This is a genomic window from Nocardiopsis changdeensis (assembly GCF_018316655.1).
GTDB classification, from domain to species: domain Bacteria; phylum Actinomycetota; class Actinomycetes; order Streptosporangiales; family Streptosporangiaceae; genus Nocardiopsis; species Nocardiopsis changdeensis.
Map to the genome: position 1 here is coordinate 5,630,123 of NZ_CP074133.1, position 22,600 is coordinate 5,652,722.

Annotated in this window: 22 protein-coding genes and 1 pseudogene; 13 read left to right on the top strand and 10 right to left on the bottom strand. The window is 73.3% G+C overall.

Annotated features, from left to right (window positions below; genetic code table 11):
• Positions 1–43: 43 nt before the first annotated feature.
• Complete coding sequence (locus KGD84_RS25345) at positions 44–1,390, bottom strand: DUF6114 domain-containing protein (RefSeq protein ID WP_220562867.1); 1,347 nt, start codon at positions 1,388–1,390, stop codon at positions 44–46.
• Between the two features lie 4 nt (positions 1,391–1,394).
• Positions 1,395–2,042: a DUF6230 family protein gene (locus KGD84_RS25350; protein ID WP_220562868.1), complete on the bottom strand. Its 648-nt coding sequence runs from the start codon at positions 2,040–2,042 to the stop codon at positions 1,395–1,397.
• Between the two features lie 219 nt (positions 2,043–2,261).
• Between KGD84_RS25350 and KGD84_RS25355 the strand changes: the two genes are divergently transcribed.
• A complete protein-coding gene (locus KGD84_RS25355) occupies positions 2,262–4,121 on the top strand; it encodes a GMC oxidoreductase (RefSeq protein WP_220562869.1) in 1,860 nt (619 codons plus the stop codon).
• Positions 4,122–4,136: 15 nt separating this feature from the next.
• Here KGD84_RS25355 and KGD84_RS25360 read toward each other — a convergent pair whose 3' ends face one another.
• Positions 4,137–4,667, bottom strand: coding sequence for a MarR family winged helix-turn-helix transcriptional regulator (locus KGD84_RS25360; RefSeq protein ID WP_220562870.1), 531 nt, complete (start codon positions 4,665–4,667; stop codon positions 4,137–4,139).
• An 84-nt stretch (positions 4,668–4,751) separates the two neighbouring features.
• Between KGD84_RS25360 and KGD84_RS25365 the strand changes: the two genes are divergently transcribed.
• The 3 genes and pseudogenes from KGD84_RS25365 to KGD84_RS25370 all read left to right on the top strand — a co-directional run bounded on the left by KGD84_RS25365 (position 4,752) and on the right by KGD84_RS25370 (position 6,407).
• The gene (locus tag KGD84_RS25365) at positions 4,752–5,285 is read left to right on the top strand and encodes a cupin domain-containing protein (protein WP_220562871.1); all 534 of its coding nucleotides are present in this window, start codon (positions 4,752–4,754) and stop codon (positions 5,283–5,285) included.
• A pseudogene (locus tag KGD84_RS33870) lies at positions 5,282–6,055 on the top strand (NAD(P)/FAD-dependent oxidoreductase); the annotation flags it as partial. The gene KGD84_RS25365 and the pseudogene KGD84_RS33870, both read left to right, overlap by 4 nt.
• Before the next feature lie 79 nt (positions 6,056–6,134).
• On the top strand, positions 6,135–6,407 hold the full coding sequence (locus tag KGD84_RS25370) for a hypothetical protein (protein WP_220562872.1): 273 nt from the start codon (positions 6,135–6,137) through the stop codon (positions 6,405–6,407).
• 84 nt (positions 6,408–6,491) lie between these two features.
• Here the strand turns inward: KGD84_RS25370 and KGD84_RS25375 are convergent, their stop codons facing one another.
• Positions 6,492–7,280 (bottom strand): MerR family transcriptional regulator, encoded by a 789-nt coding sequence (locus tag KGD84_RS25375; RefSeq protein WP_220562873.1) that lies wholly within the window; start codon positions 7,278–7,280, stop codon positions 6,492–6,494.
• 380 nt (positions 7,281–7,660) lie between these two features.
• Here KGD84_RS25375 and KGD84_RS25380 point away from each other — a divergent pair, with 380 nt between their 5' ends.
• The 5 genes from KGD84_RS25380 to KGD84_RS25400 all read left to right on the top strand — a co-directional run bounded on the left by KGD84_RS25380 (position 7,661) and on the right by KGD84_RS25400 (position 12,499).
• The gene (locus KGD84_RS25380) at positions 7,661–8,515 is read left to right on the top strand and encodes an SDR family NAD(P)-dependent oxidoreductase (RefSeq protein ID WP_220562874.1); all 855 of its coding nucleotides are present in this window, start codon (positions 7,661–7,663) and stop codon (positions 8,513–8,515) included.
• Between the two features lie 11 nt (positions 8,516–8,526).
• Positions 8,527–9,441, top strand: coding sequence for an AurF N-oxygenase family protein (locus tag KGD84_RS25385; protein WP_220562875.1), 915 nt, complete (start codon positions 8,527–8,529; stop codon positions 9,439–9,441).
• Positions 9,442–9,698: 257 nt separating this feature from the next.
• Entirely contained in the window at positions 9,699–11,210 is a 1,512-nt protein-coding gene (locus tag KGD84_RS25390; protein ID WP_220562876.1) for a flavin-containing monooxygenase, read from the top strand.
• 15 nt (positions 11,211–11,225) lie between these two features.
• A complete protein-coding gene (locus KGD84_RS25395) occupies positions 11,226–11,576 on the top strand; it encodes a DUF4873 domain-containing protein (RefSeq protein WP_220562877.1) in 351 nt (116 codons plus the stop codon).
• 23 nt (positions 11,577–11,599) lie between these two features.
• On the top strand, positions 11,600–12,499 hold the full coding sequence (locus tag KGD84_RS25400; protein ID WP_220562878.1) for an alpha/beta fold hydrolase: 900 nt from the start codon (positions 11,600–11,602) through the stop codon (positions 12,497–12,499).
• 75 nt (positions 12,500–12,574) lie between these two features.
• Here KGD84_RS25400 and KGD84_RS25405 read toward each other — a convergent pair whose 3' ends face one another.
• Positions 12,575–13,936 (bottom strand): four-carbon acid sugar kinase family protein, encoded by a 1,362-nt coding sequence (locus tag KGD84_RS25405; RefSeq protein WP_220562879.1) that lies wholly within the window; start codon positions 13,934–13,936, stop codon positions 12,575–12,577.
• A gap of 92 nt (positions 13,937–14,028) precedes the next feature.
• Complete coding sequence (locus tag KGD84_RS25410) at positions 14,029–15,237, bottom strand: MFS transporter (RefSeq protein ID WP_220562880.1); 1,209 nt, start codon at positions 15,235–15,237, stop codon at positions 14,029–14,031.
• 79 nt (positions 15,238–15,316) lie between these two features.
• Between KGD84_RS25410 and KGD84_RS25415 the strand changes: the two genes are divergently transcribed.
• Positions 15,317–15,928: a TetR/AcrR family transcriptional regulator gene (locus KGD84_RS25415; RefSeq protein ID WP_220562881.1), complete on the top strand. Its 612-nt coding sequence runs from the start codon at positions 15,317–15,319 to the stop codon at positions 15,926–15,928.
• Here the strand turns inward: KGD84_RS25415 and KGD84_RS25420 are convergent.
• Positions 15,925–17,016 (bottom strand): Gfo/Idh/MocA family oxidoreductase, encoded by a 1,092-nt coding sequence (locus KGD84_RS25420; protein WP_220562882.1) that lies wholly within the window; start codon positions 17,014–17,016, stop codon positions 15,925–15,927. The two genes, KGD84_RS25415 and KGD84_RS25420, sit on opposite strands and share 4 nt — an antisense overlap.
• 213 nt (positions 17,017–17,229) lie before the next feature.
• Here KGD84_RS25420 and KGD84_RS25425 point away from each other — a divergent pair, with 213 nt between their 5' ends.
• The 3 genes from KGD84_RS25425 to KGD84_RS25435 all read left to right on the top strand — a co-directional run bounded on the left by KGD84_RS25425 (position 17,230) and on the right by KGD84_RS25435 (position 20,593).
• A complete protein-coding gene (locus tag KGD84_RS25425; protein WP_220562883.1) occupies positions 17,230–18,585 on the top strand; it encodes an ABC transporter substrate-binding protein in 1,356 nt (451 codons plus the stop codon).
• An 89-nt stretch (positions 18,586–18,674) separates the two neighbouring features.
• Positions 18,675–19,652, top strand: a complete 978-nt coding sequence (locus tag KGD84_RS25430) for a carbohydrate ABC transporter permease (protein ID WP_220562884.1) — start codon at positions 18,675–18,677, stop codon at positions 19,650–19,652.
• The gene (locus tag KGD84_RS25435) at positions 19,649–20,593 is read left to right on the top strand and encodes a carbohydrate ABC transporter permease (RefSeq protein ID WP_220562885.1); all 945 of its coding nucleotides are present in this window, start codon (positions 19,649–19,651) and stop codon (positions 20,591–20,593) included. The genes KGD84_RS25430 and KGD84_RS25435 overlap by 4 nt, the downstream gene beginning before the upstream one ends.
• Before the next feature lie 32 nt (positions 20,594–20,625).
• Here the strand turns inward: KGD84_RS25435 and KGD84_RS25440 are convergent, their stop codons facing one another.
• The 3 genes from KGD84_RS25440 to KGD84_RS25450 form a co-directional block, all read right to left on the bottom strand.
• Positions 20,626–21,546 (bottom strand): fructosamine kinase family protein, encoded by a 921-nt coding sequence (locus KGD84_RS25440; RefSeq protein ID WP_255646805.1) that lies wholly within the window; start codon positions 21,544–21,546, stop codon positions 20,626–20,628.
• A gap of 10 nt (positions 21,547–21,556) precedes the next feature.
• The gene (locus KGD84_RS25445; protein WP_220562887.1) at positions 21,557–22,087 is read right to left on the bottom strand and encodes a low molecular weight protein-tyrosine-phosphatase; all 531 of its coding nucleotides are present in this window, start codon (positions 22,085–22,087) and stop codon (positions 21,557–21,559) included.
• Positions 22,088–22,164: 77 nt separating this feature from the next.
• Entirely contained in the window at positions 22,165–22,599 is a 435-nt protein-coding gene (locus KGD84_RS25450) for a response regulator (protein ID WP_220565310.1), read from the bottom strand.
• Position 22,600 lies beyond the last annotated feature (1 nt).

Sequence of the window (22,600 nt, forward strand, 5' to 3'; positions counted from 1 at the left end):
GCGCCGCGCGGACCGCGCGGCGCCCCGCCGTGTCCTGCGGGCGTCAGCCCGCGAACCGGCCGTTCAGGCCGGTGATGTTCATCCGGTCGGTGCCCGCCATCGGGCTGGAGACGTCGACCTCGGTCACGAACATGTACGGCAGCAGCAGCGGCGGCGGGAAGTCCGGGGTGAAGGTGATCGGGAGGGGGATCCCGAAGATGTTGACCTTCATCCGGGTGACGTGCATGACGACGTCGCCGTCCAGGGTCATGGACGGCAGGCCCAGGCTCATCCGGGTGCCGTGCTCCTCGAACCACAGGTCCCCGCCGGTGACCTCGGCCCGGTCCATGGTGAGCCGGATGTAGCGCTGGGGGCCGTTCGCGGTCGGGCACTCCACGACGCCGTCGTAGCGGGCGCCGCTCATGGTCAGCACGTCGGCGGTCAGCCCGGAGGTGCGGACCGAGCCGCGGGAGCAGTCGTAGTCCGCGTCTGCGGGGACCTCGGGGAGCTCGTCGGCCTCCTGGGCGGCCTGGCAGGCCAGGACCGCTTCGACGAACTCGTCCTCGCTCCGGGCCAGCGCCCCCTCGCCGGTGCGGAACTCGCACTCGGCCGGGTCGGCCTCGGTCTCCTCACCGGCCTCCTCTTCCCCTTCTTCTCCCCCCTCCTCGCCGGGCTCCTCCCCCGGGTCCTCGGTGCCGGGCTCCTCCGGGGCGGGGTCGCCGCCCGGGTCGCCGGGCGAGGGGGTCGGTGACGGGGAGGGGGAGGGCGAGGCGGAGGGGTCGTCGGCGGGCTGCTCCTCGCCCCCGCCGCCCGGGAAGAGCCAGTCCCAGGGCCAGCCCAGGGTGGGGGCGGGGGCCGAGGCCAGGACGACGGCGGCGGCCAGGGGCAGGGCGAGGGCGGCCAGCGGCCGGGTCCCGGCCTCGGGCCCCCCGGCCGCGGGCAGTTCGTCGTCGGGGGCGGCCGCGTCCCCGTCCGCGGCGCCGTCCGCCGGGGCCCCGGCCCGTCGGCGCCCGCGCGGGCGCCGACGGGTCCTGGGACCCCACGCGAACACGAGCGACCCGCCGACGATGCCGAGCAGCATGCCGATGACGAACCCGCCGAAGTTGGAGGTCACGAAGGTCACCAGGGCGAGCAGGACCCCGACCACTCCGAAGAACGTGTTCTGGGCCGGCTGGAGCCAGCTCAGCACGCCGAGCACGATCAAGAGCGCCGCGATGAGGGTGCCGGAGACGCCGGCGATGCCGGCGTAGATGATCAGGTCGATCGGGAGGACGAGGGTCTGGGCGGCCGGGGCGACCAGCAGCTCGACTCCGGCCGCGATGAGGATGACGCCGCCCCAGAACGGGCGGCCGTGCCGCCACTCGCGGAACCGTCCCCATCCCGAGCGCAGGAGGGTCAGTGCACGGGTCATGGGATCAGAAGCACTCGTGGTTTCCGGGCTTGACCGCCAGCCCCAGCCCGGACAGGCGCAGGGAGCCGGAGGTGACGGCCCAGGTGGTCAGTTCCATCTCGGAGATCGTGATGCTCTCGGACTGGAGGCCGAAGCCGCCCGCCGGGCCCTGGCCGCCCTCGGCCCTGTCGAGGGTGCTGGCGTCCCGGCCGATCTCGATCTCGCCGAACTCGGCGTTGCCCTGGAGCTGCTCGATGTCGATGACCAGGTTGGTGCCCTCGACCGGGGTGGCCTCCCCCGCGGTGATGACCAGGGTGGCCTCGCCGATCGGCAGGTCCCAGAGCGAGGACAGGCAGAGGTTGTCGATCTCGGCGGTGTTGATCGCCGACAGGCCCACCGGGCGCCCGGCGCCGTCCACGGACGTGGCGACGTCGCCGTACTGGGTGAAGCCGTTGCCGACCAGGCTGTCGGCGGAGAGCTTGAAGCTGTCGCCGGAGACGGCGAACGAGGCGGCGAGCAGGCCCTGCGTGGTCATCCCGCCGAGCACGGCCGCGGCGGCGAAGCCGGGCACCGCCACGAGGGCGAAACGGCGCCAGCGGGTGCCACGCGGACCTTCGTGCTGCTCAGGCGCGTCCTGGGACACCTCAGGCGTCTCCTCGGAAGCCTTGGGCATGGAAACCTCCAGTGGTCCGCCGCCCCGGGAGGCGGCGTGGGGGAGAGGAACTTGCGCCGATGCACGCCTCGCGTGTTACATGGAACACACCTTACTCGGCGGTAGTGACGAACATTACAATAGTTATTGTCACAATTCTAGATGGCGCAAAGAATGTTGCGGACCCGTGGCCGGCGCACCTCGGGCCGACCGCAACCGACCTGATAGCGAGACCAGCACGTGCCCCGAGAGCGCAACGCGGACTCCCCCGCCACCCCCGACAAGGCCACCGGACCGACCGGGGACGACCGCTTCGACTACGACGTCGTGGTGATCGGATCCGGCTTCGGCGGATCGGTCAGTGCCCTCCGCCTCACCGAGAAGGGCTACCGTGTCGGCGTCCTGGAAGCAGGGCGCCGTTTCACCCCCGAGACCCTGCCGTCCTCGTCCTGGGACGTGAAGAACTTCCTCTGGGCGCCGCGGGCCGGGCTCTACGGCATCCAGCGGATCCACCTGCTGCGCGACGTGATGATCCTGGCCGGCGCCGGGGTCGGCGGCGGTTCCCTCAACTACGCCAACACGCTGTACCACCCGCTGGACCCGTTCTTCGAGGACCCGCAGTGGCGCCACATCACCGACTGGAAGTCGGAGCTGGCGCCCTTCTACGACCAGGCCCGGCGCATGCTGGGCGTGCGCACCAACCCCACCGTCACCGCCTCCGACCGCCATCTCAAGGCGGTCGCCGACGAGATCGGCGTGGGCCACACCTTCCGGCTGACCCCGGTCGGCGTCTGCTTCGGCGACGGCGAGGACGGTTCGGGGGCCGAGGCCGCCCCGGGCGAGTCCGTGGGCGACCCGTACTTCGGCGGGGCCGGGCCGGAGCGCAGGGCCTGCCTGGAGTGCGGCGAGTGCATGACCGGCTGCCGGCACGGTGCCAAGAACACGCTGACCGAGAACTACCTGTACTTCGCGGAGCGCGGGGGCGCCGAGGTGCACCCCCTGACCACGGTGGAGCGCGTCCGCCCCCTGGCCGACGGCGGGTACGCCGTCGACGCCCTGCGCACCGACGCCCCCCGGCGCCGGGAGAACGCCCGCACGTTCACCGCCCGCCAGGTCGTCGTCGCGGCCGGGACCTACAACACCCAGACCCTCCTGCACCGGATGAAGGACGCCGGGCTGCTGCCCCGGCTGTCGGACCGGCTGGGCACGCTCACCCGCACCAACTCCGAGGCCCTGGTGGGGGCGATGAGCCGCCACGTGCCGTGGCGGGAGGACCTGACCCACGGCGTGGCCATCACCTCCTCCATCCACCCCGACGAGAACACCCACATCGAACCGGTCCGCTACGGCAAGGGCTCCAACGCGATGGGCCTGCTCACCGCCATCCAGGTGCCGGGCGGCGGCCGCGTCCCCCGCTGGGCGCGGTTCCTGGGCCGGGCGGTCCGCCACCCGGTGGTGTTCGCCCGCAGCTTCTCCAACCGGCGCTGGTCGGAGCGGATCATCATCGGCCTGGTGATGCAGTCGCTGGACAACTCGCTCACCACGTCGGTCAAGAAGGGGCTCTTCGGCGGGGGAAGGAAGCTCACCTCCCGGCAGGGGCACGGCGAGCCCAACCCCACCTGGATCCCGGCGGGTCAGGACGTGGCCACCCGGCTGGCCGAGCGGATCGACGGCTACCCGGGCGGCACCGTCGGCGACGTCTTCAACATCCCGATGACCGCGCACTTCCTGGGCGGCTGCCCGATCGGCGACAGCGCCGAGAACGGTGTCATCGACCCGTACCACCGCCTGTTCGGGTACCCGGACCTGCACGTGGTGGACGGGGCGGCGGTCACCGCGAACCTGGGCGTGAACCCGTCGCTGACGATCACCGCGCAGGCCGAGCGCGCGCTGTCGATGTGGCCCAACAAGGGCGAGGAGGACACCCGCCCGGCCCAGGGGGAGGAGTACCGCCGGGTGAAGCCGGTGTTCCCGCACTCCCCCGCGGTGCCCGCGGGTGCCTTCGCGGAGCTGCGGTACACCGCCCCGCTGCCGCTGACCGTCGTCGAGCCCGCCCCCGTGGAGAAGCCGGCCGGGGACGCCCGGGCCGCCGGCTCCTGAGCGCCTCCCCCGGGGTCACCCGGCCCCGGGGGAGCCCTCCAGCCCGCGCAGCATCAGGCGCAGGGCCCGGTCGAGCCCGTCCGCGGTCTCCGGGTCCAGTACACCGGTGATCCGCGCCAGGTTGTCGGCGTGGTCGGCCAGCACCCCGTCGATCGCCCGCAGGCCCTCGGCGGTGAGCGCCACCAGGAAGCTGCGCCGGTCGGCGGGGTCGATCCGCCGCTCCACCAGCCCGGCCCGCTCCAGGCGGTCGATCCGCCCGGTCATGCCCGCCCGGGTCATCATCAGGGTGTCCGCCAGCTCCGAGGGGATGAGCGTGTAGGGCTCCCCCGCCCGGCGCAGGGCCGCCAGGACGTCGAACTCGCCTCCGCGGAGGCCGTGCTCGGCCAGGACGGCGTCGACCCGCGCGGAGACGAGGGCTGCGGCCCGCGACAGCCGCCCCAGCACCCCAAGCGCGGAGAGGTCCAGGTCGGGGCGCTCACGCCGCCACTGCGCGGCGATGGTGTCCATGGGGTCGGCGGGGCCGTCGGCTGCGGGGCGGTCGTTCATGGGGGGATCTTATTGACCCCTGATAGTTAGCTGCCTTACTATCACTCCACTTACTATAAGGCGGCGAACCAAAAGGAGTGCGCCATGCCCCTTCCCACCCGCCCCCTGCTGGTGCGGGGCGCCGAGGCCGAGACCCTCGGAGCCGGAGCCGACACGACCACCCTGCTGCTGGACGCGCACCATACGGGCTCGGCCCTGAACGCCGTGCGCACCCGCCTGTCCCCCGGGACCGCCGGGCCGCCCCCGCACTACCACCGCCGCGCCCCCGAGACCTTCTTCCTGCTGGACGGGGCGCTGGACGTCCTGGTCGACGAGGAGGTCGTCGCCCTGGCCGCGGGCGACGTGCTCCTGGTCCCGGCGGGGGCGGTGCACGCCTGGGCCACCCCGGCCGACGCCCCCGCGGACGTCCTCATCGCCAAGAGCCCGGCCACCGACCGGTTCGACTACTTCCGCATCGCCGACCGGGTGCGGCGCGGACTGGAGGATCCGCAGCGGATCCTGGACACCCGGGAGAGGTTCGACAACCACTTCACGGTGAGCACCGTGTGGAAGGAACACCTGGTCGCGGCCGGGCACCCCGCTCCCCTGGTGGCGTTCCCGGCGGGGAGCGGCCGATGAGCACCCACGTCGTCGTCCTGGGCGCCGGGTACACCGGCCTGGTCGCCGCCAAGCTGGCCGGCCGCCTGCCCGGGGTGCGGGTGACCCTGGTCAACGAGCGCGACCGGTTCGTGGAGCGCGTCCGCCTGCACCAGTGGGCGAGCGGGCAGGCCCTGCCGCCCCGCCCGCTGTCCGCCCTGCTCGCGGGCACCGGGGTCGACCTGGTCGTGGACCGGGTGGAGTCCCTGGACCCGGAGCGGCGCACCGTGTCCCTGCGCGGCGGGGGCCCGCTCGGCTACGACCTCCTGGTCAACGCCCTGGGCAGCCGGTCCGGGCGGCCGCCGGGGGTGGGCCCCGGCCCGCTCCCCGACCACCTGCACTCCGTCAACGAGGCCGACCACGGGGACCGGTTGCGCGCCCGGCTGGCGGGCGCCCGGTCGGTGGCCGTCGTCGGCGGCGGGCTGACCGGGCTGGAGGCCGTCACCGAACTCGCCGAGACCCGCCCGGAGCTGGAGGTCCACCTGGTCACGGGGCGCGCCGCGGGCGCGGACCTGTCCGCCCGGGGCGCCCGCTACCTGCGGAGCGTCCTCGCCGACCTGGGGGTGCGCGTCCACGAGGGCTCCCCGGCGGCGGAGGTCCCACCCGAGGGGCCGGTGCGCGCCGACGGGCGGCTCGTGCCCGCCGACACCACGGTGTGGACGGCCGGGTTCCGGGTGCCGGAACCGGCCGGCGCGGCCGGACTGGAGGTCACCGGGGCCGGGCGGATGGTGGTGGACGAGGGGCTCCGCTCGGTCTCCCACCCCGAGGTCTACGGGGTCGGGGACGCGGCCGCCGCCCGCCGCCCGCCGGTCCGACGGCCGGGAGCTGCGCATGGCCTGCGCCACGGGCATCCCGGGGGCGCAGCACGCCGTGCAGTCGATGGCCGCGCACCTGGCGGGGCGGCCGGTGCGGCCGATGCGGTTCCGCTACTTCAACCAGTGCCTCAGCCTGGGGCGGCGGCGGGGGCTCATCCAGTTCGTGCGCGCGGACGACTCGCCGGTCGAACGGATCCTGACCGGGCGTGCGGCCGCCGTCTACAAGGAGGCGATGGTCCGGGGGGCGTACCTGGCCCAGCGGCACCCCTGGATCCCGGTCTCGGCCTGAGGAGGTGCGGGCCCGGCCGCGGACGGGGAGCGTCCGCGGCCGGGCCGGCGGGGTCTGCGCGGAGGGGTCGGCGCGGGGCGGGGGTCAGCCCTGCGCGTCGGGGGCGGGGGCGGGCACGGGGAGGCGCTCGCGCTCGTTGTTGAGCAGCTCCATGGCGTCGGCGAAGTGCTCGCCCATGACGTTGGTGAGCTGGACGGCCATCTCCTGGGCCAGCACCGCGTCCACGGCCTGCTGGGCCAGGGGGCGGACCTTGCGGATGACCTCGGCGACCTCGGCCGGGTCCTCGGTGCGCAGCACCGTGCCGGGGGCGTACTCGGCGATGATGTGGTCGGCGACCAGGCGTGTCATGTGCTCGGCGACGTGGCCGATCTTGTCGCGCAGGTTCTCGGCGATGTCGAGCACGGAGCCCACGGTCATGCCCATGCGCACCAGCTCGACGCCGGCGTGCAGCAGGCGGGGGCTGGGCACCCGGAAGCGCAGGCCGTCGCGCTCGATCACCCCCAGGTCCAGTGCGCGCTTTATGGTCTTGGGGTTCACCCCCTTGCCGAACAGTTCGCGCAGGTCGCCCAGGGTGAGGTAGTCGGCGATCTCGTCGCTCCAGGCGTCGCCGATCGCCGACTCGAAGCCGAGGATGTCGGAGAGGTCGCCGCCGCGCTCCCAGACCTGGAACATCTCGCCGATGTTGGCGAAGGTGTACCCGCGCCGCAGCAGCTGGCCGATCAGCCGCAGACGTGCCAGGTGCGCCTCGGAGTAGATGCCCACGCGGCCCTCACGGCGGGGCGGGGCGAGCAGCCCCCGGTCCTGGTACACCCGGACGTTGCGCACCGTCGTATCGGCCAGCCGGGCGAGTTCGTCTATACGGTATTCGGCCATGGCTCCAGCCTAGAGACACCCGCGAACGCTACTTGTCAGTATCTTCCCGGTGCGGACGCTAACGACCATGACAACAGACGCTGTCAGGTTTGCGACACGAGTGCAAGAACCCGCACATCCGCCCCGAGGGGGAACATCCCTCCGCCGGATCGGATCGCGGTTCCGTGACACACCGCGTCCCTTCGACCGCGCGAGGACTTCCCCAATCCCTCTTCTCGGCCACCCGAAACCCTCCACCGCCACACCCCGGCCTCCGGCACGCCCCGCACACCGGGGGCGACGGACGGTGAACCTACTCGCGAGTAAATTTCCGGCTTCACCCCATTGCATTGTGACAATGCTCGTTGTAACGTTCCGGCAATGACTGTGGAGGAGATCACATGACGACCCCCTTGCCGCGCCATCTGCGCAGGCTGCCAGGCCTGAACGCCATCGTCACCGGCGCCTCCGGGGCCTTCGGCAGCGCCACGGTGGCCGTCCTGCGGCACCTCGGAGTGAACGTCATCGGCATCGACCGCAAGCCCGCCCCCGGCGTCATCGGCTGCGACATCACCGACGACGAGCAGGTGCGCCAGGGCATCGCCGAGGCCCTCGAACGCCTCGACGGCCGGCTGGACCTGCTCATCCACTACGCGGGCGTCGGCCCGGCCGTCGACGTCGGCCAGGCCCCGGACGTCCACGTCCACCAGGCCCTGGAGGTCAACCTGCTGGGCACCTGGCGGGTCACCGCGGCCGCCGTGCCCGCCCTCCTCCGCAGCCACGGCCGCGTCGTCATCACCGCGTCCCTGCTCGCCAACCTCCAGCTGCCGTTCGCCGGCGCCTACACGGTGTCCAAGCGCGCCGTCACCGCCTACGCGGACTGCCTGCGCGCCGAGTACGGCTCCCACATCGGGGTCACCACCGTCTACCCCGGCTACGTGGACACCCCGATCCACAACAGCTCCCGTGCCACCGGCGTCGCGCTCGACGGCCTCGTCCCCGCCGAGACCGAACGCGACACCGTCATGGCCGTGGTCCGGGCCGCCGGGGCCAGGCACGCACCGCGCGACGTGGCCTCCACCGCGCTCGGAACCGCCGGACTGCACCTGTTCCGGTACTTCCCCGGCACCACGGAGCAGATCGTCGACTTGCGGATCGGTCTGCTCCTCGCCGGCGGCGCCTTCGCCGACGCGGAGATCGCCCGGGGACTCCACGCACGTCACGGCAGCCCCGTACCCCAGCCGACGGCGTCCTGAGGAGGACGAGAATGACCGCAGAGATCACCGCCAAGCCCAAGATCACCGACCGGGAGGACATCGCCAAGCGCCTCCTGCGCGGATCGGCCAAGGCCTCCTTCGACCCGCTGGTCGAGATCGACTGGGACGCCCCGGTCGACCCCGACATGTGGGCCATCCGCCCCGAGCGGATCTCCATCTACGGGACCCCGCTGTGGGACTCCCTGAGCGAGGAGAAGCGCAAGGAGCTCAGCCGCCTGGAGGTCGCCAGCGTCGCGACCATCGGCATCTGGTTCGAGACCATCCTCATGCAGATGCTGGTGCGGCACGCGTACCGCAACGACCCCACCACGCTGCACGTCCAGTACGCCTACACCGAGATCGCCGACGAGTGCCGCCACACGGTCATGTTCGCGAAGATGGTGGAGAAGCTCGGCTGGCACACCCACCGGCTCGACCCGGTCGCCTACCACCTGGGCCGCCTCTTCAAGGCGATCGCCCACGGCCCGCTGATCTTCGCCGGCGCCCTGTTCGTCGAGGAGGTCCTGGACCAGCTCCAGCGGGAGGCGATCCCGGACGAGCAGATCCTGCCCCTGGTCCGCTCGGTCGCGCGCATCCACGTGACCGAGGAGGCGCGGCACATGCGCTACGCCCGCGAGGAGTTCCAGCGCGACTGGGTCCGGCGCGGCGCCCTCAACAAGGCCTACAGCAAGGTCGTGCTGGGCCTGGTCACCTACTACTCGGCGACCCGCCTGATCAACCCCAAGGTCTACGAGCAGGTCGGGCTGGACCCCCGCGAGGCCTACAGGGCCGCGCACGCCAACCCGCACTGGACCGACACCAAGACCTGGGCGGCCCGCAAGGTCGTCGGCACGCTCGACACCGCCGGGGCCATCACCGGCCTGGGCCGCTACTTCTGGAGGAAGGCCGGCCTGCTGGGCCGCTGACCTCCCCGGGCGCCCCGGCGCCCACCCCAGACCCCGCCGTCGGAAGGCGAACGCGCCACGCCTTCCGACGGCGGACCCGGCCTCCCGGGGGCGTACGCGCCACGCTCCCGGGAGTCGGCTCCCCGGAGGGCGGAACGCGCCACCTCCCTCCGGGGCGGCACTCCCCCGGGGGCGTAACGCGCCACGCCCCCGGGGGACCACACCCCCCGGCCCGCAGCGGACCCCTCGCGCGGGCCGGTCGCACGAAGGGATCGACAGTGACCGACGCACCACCGCACTTCCGGGTGGCCATCATCGGGTCCGGGTTCGCCGGGCTCGGCATGGCCGTCCGGCTCAAGCAGGCAGGGCTGCGGGACCCGAGGGACTTCGTGGTCCTGGAGCGGGCCGACGACGTCGGCGGCACCTGGCGCGACAACTCCTACCCGGGTGCGGCCTGCGACGTCCCCTCGCACCTGTACTCCTTCTCCTTCGCGCCCAACCCCACCTGGAGCCGGACCTTCTCCCCCCAGCCCGAGATCTTCGCCTACATCAAGCGGGTCGCCGGGGAGTACGGGATCCACAGGCACGTGCGCTACGGCCACGAGGTGCTCTCCGCCCACTGGGACCCCGCGGGCAACCGCTGGCGGATCGAGACCTCCCGGGGGCCGTTCACCGCCCAGTTCCTGGTCAGCGGCGCCGGCCCCCTCGCCGACCCGGCCCTGCCGGACATCAAGGGGATCGACACGTTCGAGGGCCGGATGTTCCACTCGGCCGACTGGGACCACGGCCACGACCTCACCGGCCGCAGGGTGGCCGTGATCGGCACCGGCGCCTCCGCCATCCAGTTCGTGCCGCGGATCCAGCCCGAGGTCGGGCGGCTGTCGCTGTTCCAGCGCACCGCGCCCTGGGTGATGTTCCGGCACGACCGCGACATCACCAGGGCCGAGGGCTGGCTGTACCGGAACCTGCCCCTCACCCAGCAGATCGCCCGCAAGAGCATCTACTGGGGGCGGGAGACCTACATCCTCGGCTTCGCCAAGAACCCCCGGCTGCTGTCGGTCGTGGAGCGGCTGGGCCGGGCCAACATCGCCCGCAGCATCAAGGACCCCGCGCTGCGAGCCAAGGTCACCCCGGACTTCCGCGCCGGGTGCAAGCGCATCCTGATGTCCAACGACTACTACCCCGCGCTGGCGCAGCCCAACGTGGACGTGGTCACCGACGGGATCGCCGAGATCCGCCCGGACTCGGTCGTCACCAGGGACGCCGCGGGGCGGGAGACCGAGCACAGGGTGGACACGATCATCCTGGGCACCGGCTTCCACGTGACCGACCCGCCGGTCGCCCACCGGATCTTCAACTCCGAGGGCCGGTCCCTGGCCGACCACTGGGGGAGCAACGTGCAGGCGTTCCGCGGCACCACGATCGCGGGGTTCCCGAACGCGTTCATCCTGGCCGGCCCCAACACGGGGCTGGGCCACACCTCGCAGGTCTTCATGATCGAGGCCCAGATCCGGTACACCCTCCAGGCGCTCAAGTACCTGTGCCGCCAGGGGCTGGACCGGCTGGAGGTGCGGCCGGAGGCGCAGCGCTCCTACAACGAGATGGTCGCCAGGAGCATGGAGGGCACCGTCTGGGTGACCGGCGGCTGCGACAGCTGGTACCTCAACGAGGAGGGGCGCAACACCACCCTGTGGCCCACCTTCACCTGGGACTTCGCGCTGCGCACCCGCTGGTTCGACCCGCACAACTACGACCTGAGGGTCGACCGCGGCGCCCGCGCGGCCGCCTGAGCGAAGGAGGATGCGATGAGCGGTTTCGACGACGACGAAGAGGAGTACCGGGGCGAGGTGAGCCTCGTCCCCCTCGGCGGCGACGGCGCGCCCTCGGCCGAGCCGATCACCGCGCGGTGCCACGTGGCCGGGCACTTCTCCCCCCTCACCGGCGACTACCGGTGGTCGGGGCGGCTGTCGCCCTCCCCGGAGGTCACGGCGGCCTACGAGAACGGGGTGCGCACCGTCCTGATCCGCACCCCGGACGGGCACGAGGGGGTCGCGGCCCTGGCCGAGCCCAACCTGTGGGGCGGGCACCCGGTGAGCGGCTCGGGCACCCCGCCCTACCCGGTCCCGCAGATCGACCTGAGCGACCTGCTCGACTGAACCCCCGAACGAGAGGTATCCCGATGGCGATCCGACACCTGGGTCCGGCCCGCGAGACGCGGGTGGTCTCCGACGACGGCACGGAACTGCACGTGGAGGTGCGCGGCCCGGCGAGCGGCCCGACCGTGGTGTTCTCCCACTGCTGGGCGACGTCGCTGGCCTCCTGGGGGCCCGTGGTCCGGCTGCTCGACGAGGACCTGCGGGTGGTGCTGTACGACCAGCGCGGGCACGGCCGCACCCCGGTGCCGCTGACCCCGGCCGGGTACGGGGAGGAGAAGCTGGCCGACGACCTGTGCGCGGTGCTGGCGGCGACCGTCCCGGACGGCGAGCGCGCCGTGGTGGCGGGGCACAGCATGGGCGGGATGACGGTCATGGCCGCGGGGGACCGCGAGGTCTTCCGGGAGAAGGCCGCGGCGGTGCTGCTCACCAACACCGGGTGCACGCAGCTGACCGGGAGGACCACCGCGATCCCGCTGCCCAAGGTCCTGGGGCGGTCGGCGGCGGCCGCGTTCACGCTGCGGGCCCCGTTGCCGCTGGGCCCGCGCAACCCGGCGACCACGGCCGCGCTGAAGTTCATCGCGATGAGCCCGGGCGCCGACCCGCGCATGGTGCGGCTGTGCGCGCGCATGGTGCACGCCTGCAACCCGGTCGCGCGCGGCCGCTGGGGCGACATGATGAACCGGCTGGACCTGGACGCGACGGTCCGCGCGATCTCCGCGCCGACCGTGGTCGTGGCGGGCGCCGAGGACCGCATGACCCCGCCCTGGCACGCGCACCACATCGCCTCCCTGGTGCAGGACTGCGCGGAGGTCGTGGAGGTGCCGGGCGCGGGGCACATGGGGCCGTTGGAGTTCCCGGACGTCCTGGCCGACCGCGTCGGGAAGCTGGCCGCGAACCACCTGGGCGCCTCCCCGGCCCGCTGACCGCGCCGGCGGGCGGCGCTCCCGGACCCCTCCGGGGCCGCCGCCCGGCCTGACCGCCCGGCCGCGGCCGGGCGGTCAGGCCGGGTCGTGGACGAGGGTGGGGACCACGTGCTCGGAGACCTCCGAGTGGACCTGGTGCAGCCGCGCCTGGACGGCGCGCCGCAGCTTGGCCAGGCACTCGACCAGGGTGATGTCGTCGCCCACCAGGCCGCCCTTGGCCACCACCGGCGTCCCGTCGAGCGGGCCGCCCGTGATGTGGCCGTGGACCGCCAGGGGGACCACCTCTCCGCCCACGTCGAAGGCGTGCACGCCCAGCTCGTCGAACAGCCCCGAGACCAGGTCCCCGCCCGTCAGGTACAGCCCGCTGGGCAGGGCGTGCGCGCCCGTGCTGTCGGCGATCTCCTGGACGGTGTCCGCGACCAGCCGGGCGATGCGGACCGGCAGCTCGGCCCTGACCCGCCCCGGCAGCGCGCGCACCCGCTCGGAGGTGGTGACCACCCGCAGCACGCACACGTCCGGGAACCCCGACGCCAGCAGCTTCTCCGTCAGCTCCGCCGCGACCTCGTCGGCGTGGTCCCCGTCGGGGTCGGCGAAGGCCACCGCGTCCAGGTCCACGAAGCGGACCGCGCCGGTGCGCGCCACCGTCGCCAGCTGCCGCCGGGTCAGGTCGGTGGTGCTGGCCACCACCCCCAGCAGGGGCCCGCGGGTGCCCGCCTGGCCGCGCAGCCGCAGGGCGTAGGCGAGCAGCGCCCCCGTGGGCCCCGGGTCGACCGAGACCCATACGGTGCCGTCGTCGTGGTGGGCGGCCGCGGCGGCCTCGGCGATGTCGGTGAGGTGCTGCTCGCTGGTGGCGTCGCACAACACCACCGGCTCGTCCCCCGCCAGCAGTTCGGCGGTGAGCATGCTCTGGGTGACCTGGCGGACCGGGACGTGCCGGACGGCCAGGCCGGACTGGGCGGCCACGATGTCGGCGACCGCGCCGGTGGTCATCGGGTGCAGCGGGTCGTGGGCGAGCTCGGTGTCCTGGAGGGGGACCCCGTTGAGGAGCTGGACGCCGTTCTCGGTGGTGCGCCCGCTCCCCGGGAAGGCCGGGGCGAGCAGCACCCGCACCCGGGTCCCCGCGGGCACCCGCTCGCGCACCTCCCGGTAGGCGGCCTCCAGCTCCGCGCCGACGTTGCCGCGCAGGGTCGAGTCGGTCCGCTTGACCACCAGGCCCACCGGCCAGACCGCCTCCACCACGTCGGCGATCAGGTCGACCGCCTGCTCGGCGGGGACGTGCCGGCTGTCGAGGTTGGCGACCACCACGTCGTAGTCCCCCGCGACCCGGCTGACGTGCTCGGGGGTCACGGTGGCCACCCGCATCCCGGTGCGCGCGAACCGGGCCCCGGTCGCATTGGCACCGGTGAGGTCGTCTGCGACCACGAGGACCTGGGCCACGGGAGTCTCCTTCGGCGAAACGCTCGGGTAACCTCCCTCCAACATAGGCCCGTACGGGCGTGCGCGGGGCCGAACGGCACCGGCGGAAGGGCTCACTCCCCCCGCCGCGGGCGGCGCAGGAGCGCCAGGGAGAGGGCGCAGCCCAGGGCGAGGGCCGCGGCCGCGCCCAGCGCGACGGCGGCGAAGCCCCGCCCGGACAGGGCCGCGGCGAGCTGCGGTCCCGCGCCCGCCCCGACGAACAGCGCGAAGGTGTACAGGGCGGTGGCGGTGGCCCGGGCCCGTCCGGCCCGCGCCCCGACGGCCTGGACCAGGGCGGGGGCGGCGACGGCGACGCACCCGGCGAGGACCGCCAGGAGAACGCCCACGGCGAGGGGGCCCGCGTCGGCGAACGGGGCGAGCAGGGCGGCGGTGAGCGCCGCCCCGGCCAGGGAGGCGCAGATCCTGGCCTCGGGGGCGGAGCGGGCCAGGACACCGGAGAGCAGGGGGACCGCGAACATGGCGGGCAGCGCGCCCGCGCGCAGGGCCAGGAGCGCGCCCGGGTCCGGGGCGGGGCCGTCCGGACCGGCGAGTTCCAGCCCGCCGTACACGGCGACGAGGCCGAGCAGCACCGTGGCGGTGGCGCCGTAGAGGACGGGCAGCCCCGGGGTGCGCAGCAGGGCGGGGATGCCGCCGGGGGCTCCGGCGGCGGTGTCGGCGGGCGCCTCGTCGGGGGCCAGCGCGAACCGCAGGAGCAGCGCCGCCGCGGCCAGGCAGAGCGCTCCGGCGAAGAACACCCAGCGCCAGCCCGCGGCCTGGCCGACCGCCTGGGCGGCGAGCTGTCCGATGACGGCGGAGGCGAGGAAGGAGCTGGTGAGCCAGGTGATGGCGGTGACCCGGCGGTGCGCCGGGACGCGGGCCGCGACGTACCCGAAGGCGGCGGGGGCGAAGGAGGCCGCCGCGAGCCCCTGGAGCGCCCGCAGGGCCAGGCCGGAGACGGCGTCGGGGGCCAGCGGGAGCGCGGCCGTCAGCAGGGCCGTGGCGGGGGCTCCCAGGAGGATCACCCGGCGCGGTCCGTAGCGGTCGGCGGCCGGCCCCCAGGCGAGGAAGCCGGCGGCGTAGGCGACGGCGAACGCGGTCACCGCCCAGGCCGCGGTGGAGCGGTCCGTGTCCCAGTCGGCGGCGACGGGTCCCAGGACGGGGAGGACCGCGTAGAGCTGGCCGACGACCAGGACGCCGGTGACGGCCAGGGCCGGGACGGCGAGGGGGTGCGCGGACGCTCCCGGGCCCCGGGCGGTCCTGTCGGTGGTCTGTGGTGAGGGCATGGCACCATCATTAAAAACCAACTGGTTGGTTGTCAACAGTCGAGAAACCAACCGGTTGGTGGTGGCCTACGATCGGGGGATGCGCAACGCCGACCGCACCGAGAACACCCGCGCCCTCCTCCTCCGGGCGGCGCGCGAGGAATTCGCCGCACACGGCATCGCCGGGGCCCGGGTGGACCGGATCGCCGAGCGCGCCGGGGTCAACAAGCAGCGCATCTACGCCCACTTCGGCGACAAGGAGCAGCTCTTCCGCCACGTGGTCGCGGACGCCCTGGACGAGCTCTCCCGGGCCGTGACCCTCACCGACGACGCCGACCCCGGCGAGTACGTCGCGCGCGTCTTCGACTACCACCGAGCCCGCCCCGAACTGCTGCGCCTCTTCCTCTGGGAGGCCCTGCACTACGGGGACTCGCCCCTGCCCGGCGAGGAGGAGCGCGCCCGCCTCTACGACGCCAAGACCGCCTCCCTCTCCGAGGCCCTGGGCGGCGGGGTGCCCGAGGCCGAGGTGCGGCTGATCCTGCTGACCCTCATCGGCATGGCCGCGTGGCCGCAGATCACCCCGCAGCTGGCCCGCCTGGTGCTCGGCGGGGGCGGCTCCGGGCCCGACCCGGAGCGGCTGCGGGACCACCTGGTGCGGTTCACCCGCGACGCGGTCTCCGCACCCCGGAACGACCCGCCGGACGCCCCCTAGCGCCCCGGGAGCGCGGCGACCGTGCCCGTGCGGGCGCTGCGCCGGGCGGCCTCGATGACCTCCAGGCCGTGGATCACCTCGTGCGGGTCCACCGGCAGCGGCTCGCCCTCCCCCACCGCGTCGCGCACGCCCGCGTAGAACTCGGGGTAGGCGCCCCGGGCCGAGGGCACCCGCCGGGTGGACCCGTCCACGCCCAGCAGCCCCCAGGCCGACTCGGGCAGCACCCCCCAGTCCTCGGCGGTCGGGCTCTCCCCCGCGAGCAGGCGCGCCTCCTGCCCGTCCATGCCGTGGCTGGTGAACGCCCCCGCGTCGCCCAGCACCCGGAAGCGCGGGCCGGCCTGGGCGGTGAGCGCGCCCATCCACAGCTGGGAGCGGGTGCCCCGGGCGTGGTGCAGCGACAGGAAGACGTCGTCGTCGGCCTGCACACCCTCGCGCAGGGTGTCCACCTCGGCGTAGACCGACGAGACCGGCCCGAACAGGTTCACCGCCTGGTCGATCAGGTGCGGGCCCAGGTCGTAGAGCAGCCCCGCGCCGTTCTCCACCGCGCCGCTCTCGCGCCAGGTGCCCTTGGCCCGCGGCCGCCAGCGCTCGAACCGGGACTCGAACCGGTGCACCCGGCCCAGCACGCCCTCCTCCACCAGGTTCCACAGGGTCAGGAAGTCCGCGTCCCACCGGCGGTTCTGGTACACCGTGAGCACCCGGCCCAGCTTCTCGGCCAGGTCGGTGAGCTCGCGGGCCTGTCCCGCGGTGAGCGCGAACGGCTTGTCCACCACCACGGACATGCCCGCCTCCAGCGCCGCCCGGGCCAGCGGGGCGTGGGTGTCGTTGGGGGTGGTGACGACGGCGATCTCGTAGCGCCCGGCGTCGGCCCACAGGTCGGCGACGGTCGGGTACACGGTGGCGTCCGGGTGGCGTTCGCGGACCGTGCGGGCGCGCTCGGGGTTCCCGGTCACCACGGCGGACAGGCGCAGTCCGGGGACCGCCTCGATGACCGGGGCGTGGAAGACCTCACCCCCCTTGCCGTAGCCGATGAGGGCGACGTGCAGCTCGGGGCCGTCATGCTCGGGGACCTGCGGTGCGTTGGACATGTCCCCAATTTACGGCGCGGTGGCCCGGGCGCGGGAGCGCGCGGGCCCGGTGTGCCGCGCACCCGGCGGAACGTCGGGTCATGGGCGGTGACCAGGGCGTTTCGGCATCGTTACGAAAGTATTTGCGGATTTTGTAGACATTTTCATGCAATGCGGATTGCATCATGTTTCAACGTGCCCCGAGTCACATGTCCCCTCGCACAAGGGAGAACCATGCCGAGAACAGAATCCGGGAACCGCCGTCACCTGGCGCTGGTCGCCGCGGCGGGGAGCGCCGTCCTCCTCGCCACGGGCTGCTCCTACCTGAGCGGTGAAGGCGGCGGGGGCGGTACGGACGCCGCCGACGTCGACTGCGCCCCCTTCGAGGCGTGGTCGGACGTGGAGGGGACCGTCAGCATCTACTCCTCCATCCGCGACGAGGAGGCCGAGCGGATGGACCGCTCCTGGGCCGACTTCGAAGCGTGCACCGGCATCGACATCCAGCACGAGGGCAGCGGCGAGTTCGAGGCCCAGCTGCCCATCCGCCTGGAGGGCGGCAACGCCCCCGACCTCGCCCTCATCCCCCAGCCCGGCCTGCTCCAGCGGGTCGTCGACGACGGCTACGCGGTGCCCGTCGCCGACGGGGTCCGCGCCAACGCCGAGGAGGGCTGGGGCGAGGACTGGCTCGGCTACGCCACCTTCGACGGCGAGCTGTACGGCACCCCCTACGGCGCCAACATGAAGTCGATGGTCTGGTACTCGCCGACCTACTTCGCCGACAACGACTACGAGGTCCCCCAGACCTGGGACGAGATGATCGAGCTCAGCGACACGATCGCCGAGTCCGGCACCAAGCCCTGGTGCGTGGGCTTCGAGTCCGGCGACGCCACCGGCTGGCCCGGCACCGACTGGATCGAGAACGCGCTGCTGCGCAGCGCCGGGACCGACGTCTACAACCAGTGGGTCTCCCACGAGATCCCCTTCGACGACCCGCAGGTCGCCGAGGCGTTCGAGCTGGCCGGCGACATCGTCCGCAACCCCGACTACGTCAACGGCACCTTCGGCGAGGTGGAGAGCATCGCCGTCACCTCCTTCCAGGAGGCCGGGCTGCCGCTGCTCGACGGCGGCTGCGCCATGTACCTGATGGGGTCGTTCTACTCCGCGCAGTTCGAGGAGGGCGTGACCGTCGCCGAGGACGGCGACGTGTACGGCTTCGTCATGCCGCCGATGGAGGCGGGCGCCGAGGTCCCGGTCATGGGCGGCGGCGAGTTCGCCGTGCCCTTCGCCGACCGCCCCGAGGTCGCCGCGGTCCACGAGTACCTGTCCACCCCCGAGTACGCCAACAGCCGCGCCTCCCAGGGCGCCTGGGTGTCGGCCAACCGGAACATGGACCCGACCGTGATCGAGGACCCGGCCTCGCAGTTCGCCGCCGAGGTGCTGCTGTCCCCCGACACCGTCTTCCACTTCGACGGCAGTGACGCGATGCCCTCCTCCGTGGGCACCAACGTGTTCTGGAACGGCATGGTCGACTGGGTCACCGGCACCTCCACCGGGGACGTCCTGGAGACCATCGAGTCCGCCTGGCCGTAACGGACCCGGGGGACGGCGGCCCCGCCGCCGTCCCCTCCGCCCTTCCCACCCCTCCCTCCCTCTCCCCGAGATCACAAGGGGCCCCACCCATGGAGTTCTCGTTCCTGGACGAGCTTCCCAAGATCGTGTGGATGCTCATCGGGATCGCCGCCTTCCTCGGCGTCATCGGCCTGCTGCTGCTCCTCGTCGACGTGCCCCGCACCCGGCGCGACCGGTGGCAGGCGGTCCTCTTCCTCTCCCCGGCACTGCTCCTGCTGGCGGGCGGGCTCGTCTACCCCGTCCTGCGCACCACCTACCTGTCCTTCCACGACCGCTCCGGCGACGAGTTCGTGGGGTTGGCCAACTACATCTGGATGTTCCAGCGCCCGGAGATCCTCCAGGTGCTGTGGAACACCCTGCTGTGGGTGGCGTTCGCACCGCTGCTCGCCACCGCGATCGGCCTGGTCTACGCGGTGCTGGTCGACCGGTCCCGGTTCGAGCCGGTCGCCAAGTCCCTGGTGTTCATGCCGATGGCGATCTCGTTCGTCGGCGCGAGCATCATCTGGCGGTTCGTGTACGCCTACCGGCCCGCCGACCAGGAGCAGTACGGCCTGTTCAACCAGATCGTCGTGTGGTTCGGCGGCGAGCCGCGGCTGTGGCTGCTGGAGCAGCCGCTGAACACGTTCCTGCTGATCCTGGTGCTCATCTGGGTGCAGGCCGGGTTCGCGATGGTCGTGCTGTCGGCGGCGATCAAGGCCATCCCCGCCGAGATCGTCGAGGCCGCGCGCATCGACGGCGCCGGCCCCTTCCAGCTGTTCCGGAGCATCACCCTGCCGTCGGTGTGGCCGACCCTCCTGGTCGTGCTCATCACCATCACCGTGCAGACCCTGAAGGTGTTCGACATCGTCCGCACCATGACCGGCGGCAACTACGGCACCAGCGTGATCGCCAACGAGATGTACAGCCAGGCGTTCTCCCAGGGCCAGACCGGCCAGGGGTCGGCCCTGGCGGTGTTCCTGTTCGTCCTGGTCATCCCGCTGGTGGCCCTGCAGATCCGGCGCACCCGCAAGGCGAGGGAGCTGTCATGACCTCCACCCCCACCATCCCCGACGTCCGCGACGCGGGCCCGGCCGCCCGGGTGCGGCGCAGGCTCAGCGGGTCGGCGGCGAGCCTGGCGGCCCTGGTCATCGCCGTGCTGTGGACGGTGCCCACCGCGGGGCTGTTCATCTCCTCGTTCCGCCCCGCCGACCAGATCCGCACCACCGGCTGGTGGACGTTCTTCTCCTCGCCCCAGGTGACCCTGGACAACTACCGGGACGTGCTGTTCGGCTCCGCCAGCGACGGCCGGCTGGCCAGCCACTTCGTCAACTCTCTGGTGATCACGCTGCCCTCGACGGTGTTCGTGCTGGGCCTGGCGGCGCTGGCTGCGTACGCGCTGGCCTGGATCGACTTCCGCGGACGCGACTGGGTGTTCCTCGGGATCTTCGCGCTCCAGATCGTGCCCCTGCAGATGGCGCTGGTGCCGCTGCTGCGCTTCTTCTCGCAGGGCGTCACCGTCGGCGGCGTCCAGGTGCTGCCCGCCTGGGAGCTGACCGGGGCGATGGCGTTCACCAACGTGTGGGTGGCGCATACGGTCTTCGGCCTGCCGCTGGGCGTGTTCCTGCTGCACAACTTCATCTCGCAGCTGCCCAGGACCCTGTTCGAGGCGGCCCGGGTGGACGGCGCCGGGCACGGCCGCATCTTCCTGCGGATCGTGCTGCCGCTCATCACCCCGGCCCTGGTGTCGCTGGGCATCTTCCAGTTCCTGTGGGTGTGGAACGACCTGCTGGTGGCGCTGATCTTCACCGGCGGCGACACCGCCACCGCCCCGCTCACCGTGCGCCTGGCCGAGCTGGCGGGCACCCGCGGCGAGGCCTGGCACCGGCTGACCGCGGGCGCGTTCGTGTCGATGGTCGTGCCGCTGCTGGTGTTCTTCCTCCTCCAGCGCCACTTCGTCCGCGGCCTCCTGGCGGGCAGCGTCAAGGGATAGGGCGACCCGCTCCGCGTCCCGCGCCGCCCTCGCTATCCCCGGAGGGCGGCGCGGGCCGCTTCCAGGGCGGTGGTGCGGTAGGCGGCGCCGAACAGGCACACGTGGACCAGCAGCGGGTACAGCTGGTGCAGGGCCACCCGGGAGCGCCAGCCCGCCGCCAGCGGCGCCACCTCGTTGTAGGCGTCGCGCACCCGCTCCAGGTGGGGCAGGCCGAACAGGGTGAGCATGGCCAGGTCCGCCTCCCGGTGCCCGCCGTGGGCGGCCGGGTCGATGAGCACGGCGTCCCGGGCGCGCCACAGCACGTTGCCGTTCCACAGGTCGCCGTGGACGCGCGCGGGCGGCTCGGGCTCCCCCGCCAGGTCGGCGACCCGGTCCACCACCTTCTCCACGGTGCGCCCGTCGGACGGGGTGAGCCCGCCCTGGTCGACGGCCCGGCGCAGGCAGGGGCGCAGCCGCTGCTCGGCGTAGAAGGTCGGCCAGTGCCGGGACGGCGTGTTGTCCGCCGGCAGGGGCCCGACGTAGCCGGGCCAGTCGGCGCCGAAGTGGTCCGCCCCGGTCAGGTGCAGCCCGGCCAGCCGGCGGCCCAGGCGCTCGGCGGCGCCCGGCGTGGGGTCGTCCTCCGCCACCCAGGGCAGGACCAGGATGCGCTCGTCCCAGGCGACCGGCTGCAGCACCGGCGACCCGAAGGCGCGGCCCAGCCACTCCAGGCCGCGGGCCTCGGAGGTGAGCACCGCGCTGGGCGCGGCGTTGCGCGGCAGCGACTTCACGAACAGGCGGGTGCCGTCCTCCAGCTCCGCGTAGGAGATGTCCCAGTCATGGCTGCGCTGGGCCCGCGCGGCCCGGCGCACCGGACGGCCCAGCAGGACGGTGAGCCGCTCCGCCATGGTCCCCTTGACCGGATCCCGGCGCCGGCCCTCACCGCCCCCCGCGGCGCACACCGGTCCCTCCTCCACCCGGCCTCCGCTACCGCTGCTTGAGCAGCGCGGTGAGTTCGCCGGTCAGGCCCTTGGCCGCGGCCTCCACCATGTTGAGGACGGCGGTGAACCCGTCGTCGCCGCCGTAGTAGGGGTCGGGCACCTCGGGGTTGGGGCCCGTCCCCGGGGCGAAGGAGCGGAACAGGCGCAGCCGGGACGGGTCGAAGCCGTACTCGGCCCCGTACCGGTCGACGATGCGGCGCAGGTCGCCGAGGTTGTCCAGGTCCATGGCCAGCAGCAGGTCGAGCCCGGCCAGGTCGGCCGGGTCGAACTGCCGGGCGGTGTGGTCGGTGAGGTACCCGTGCACGCGCAGGGTGGAGGCGGCCCGGGGGTCCATGGCCCCGCCCACGTGCCAGTCGCCGGTACCGGTGCTGTCCACCTCGACGAGGCCGCTCAGCCCGGCCCGTTCCAGGTCGGCGGCCAGCACCTTGGCGGCCATCGGCGAGCGGCAGATGTTGCCCAGGCAGACCACGCCGACACGGTAGGGACCGTCGGGGTGGCGGGGTTCCGGCAGGCTCATACCTCTTACCGTAACGAAAAACCGGCGCGGCCACCCGCTCTGCGGCGGGCGCGTTCGCCGCGGTCCGGTAACGCCGTCTACCCCTTGGGCAGGCGCACCACGGTGACGAAGAAGTCGTCGATCTGGCGCACGACCTTGATGAACTGGTCGAAGTCCACCGGCTTGGGCACGTAGGCGTTGGCGTGCAGGCGGTAGCTGCGCAGCACGTCCTCCTCCGCCTCGGAGGTGGTGAGCACGACGACGGGGATGTGCGCGAGCTCCTCGTCGTTCTTGACCTCCTGGAGGACCTCCCGCCCGTCCTTGCGGGGCAGGTTGAGGTCGAGCAGGATCAGGTGCGGCCGCGGGGCCTGGGCGTACTCGCCCTCCCGGCGCAGGAAGCGCAGGGCCTCGACGCCGTCGGAGACCACGTGCAGGCGGTTGCCCAGCTTGTGTTCCTCGAACGCCTCCTTGGTCATGAGGACGTCGCCCGGGTCGTCCTCGACCAGCAGCACCTCGATGGGATGCACCAACATG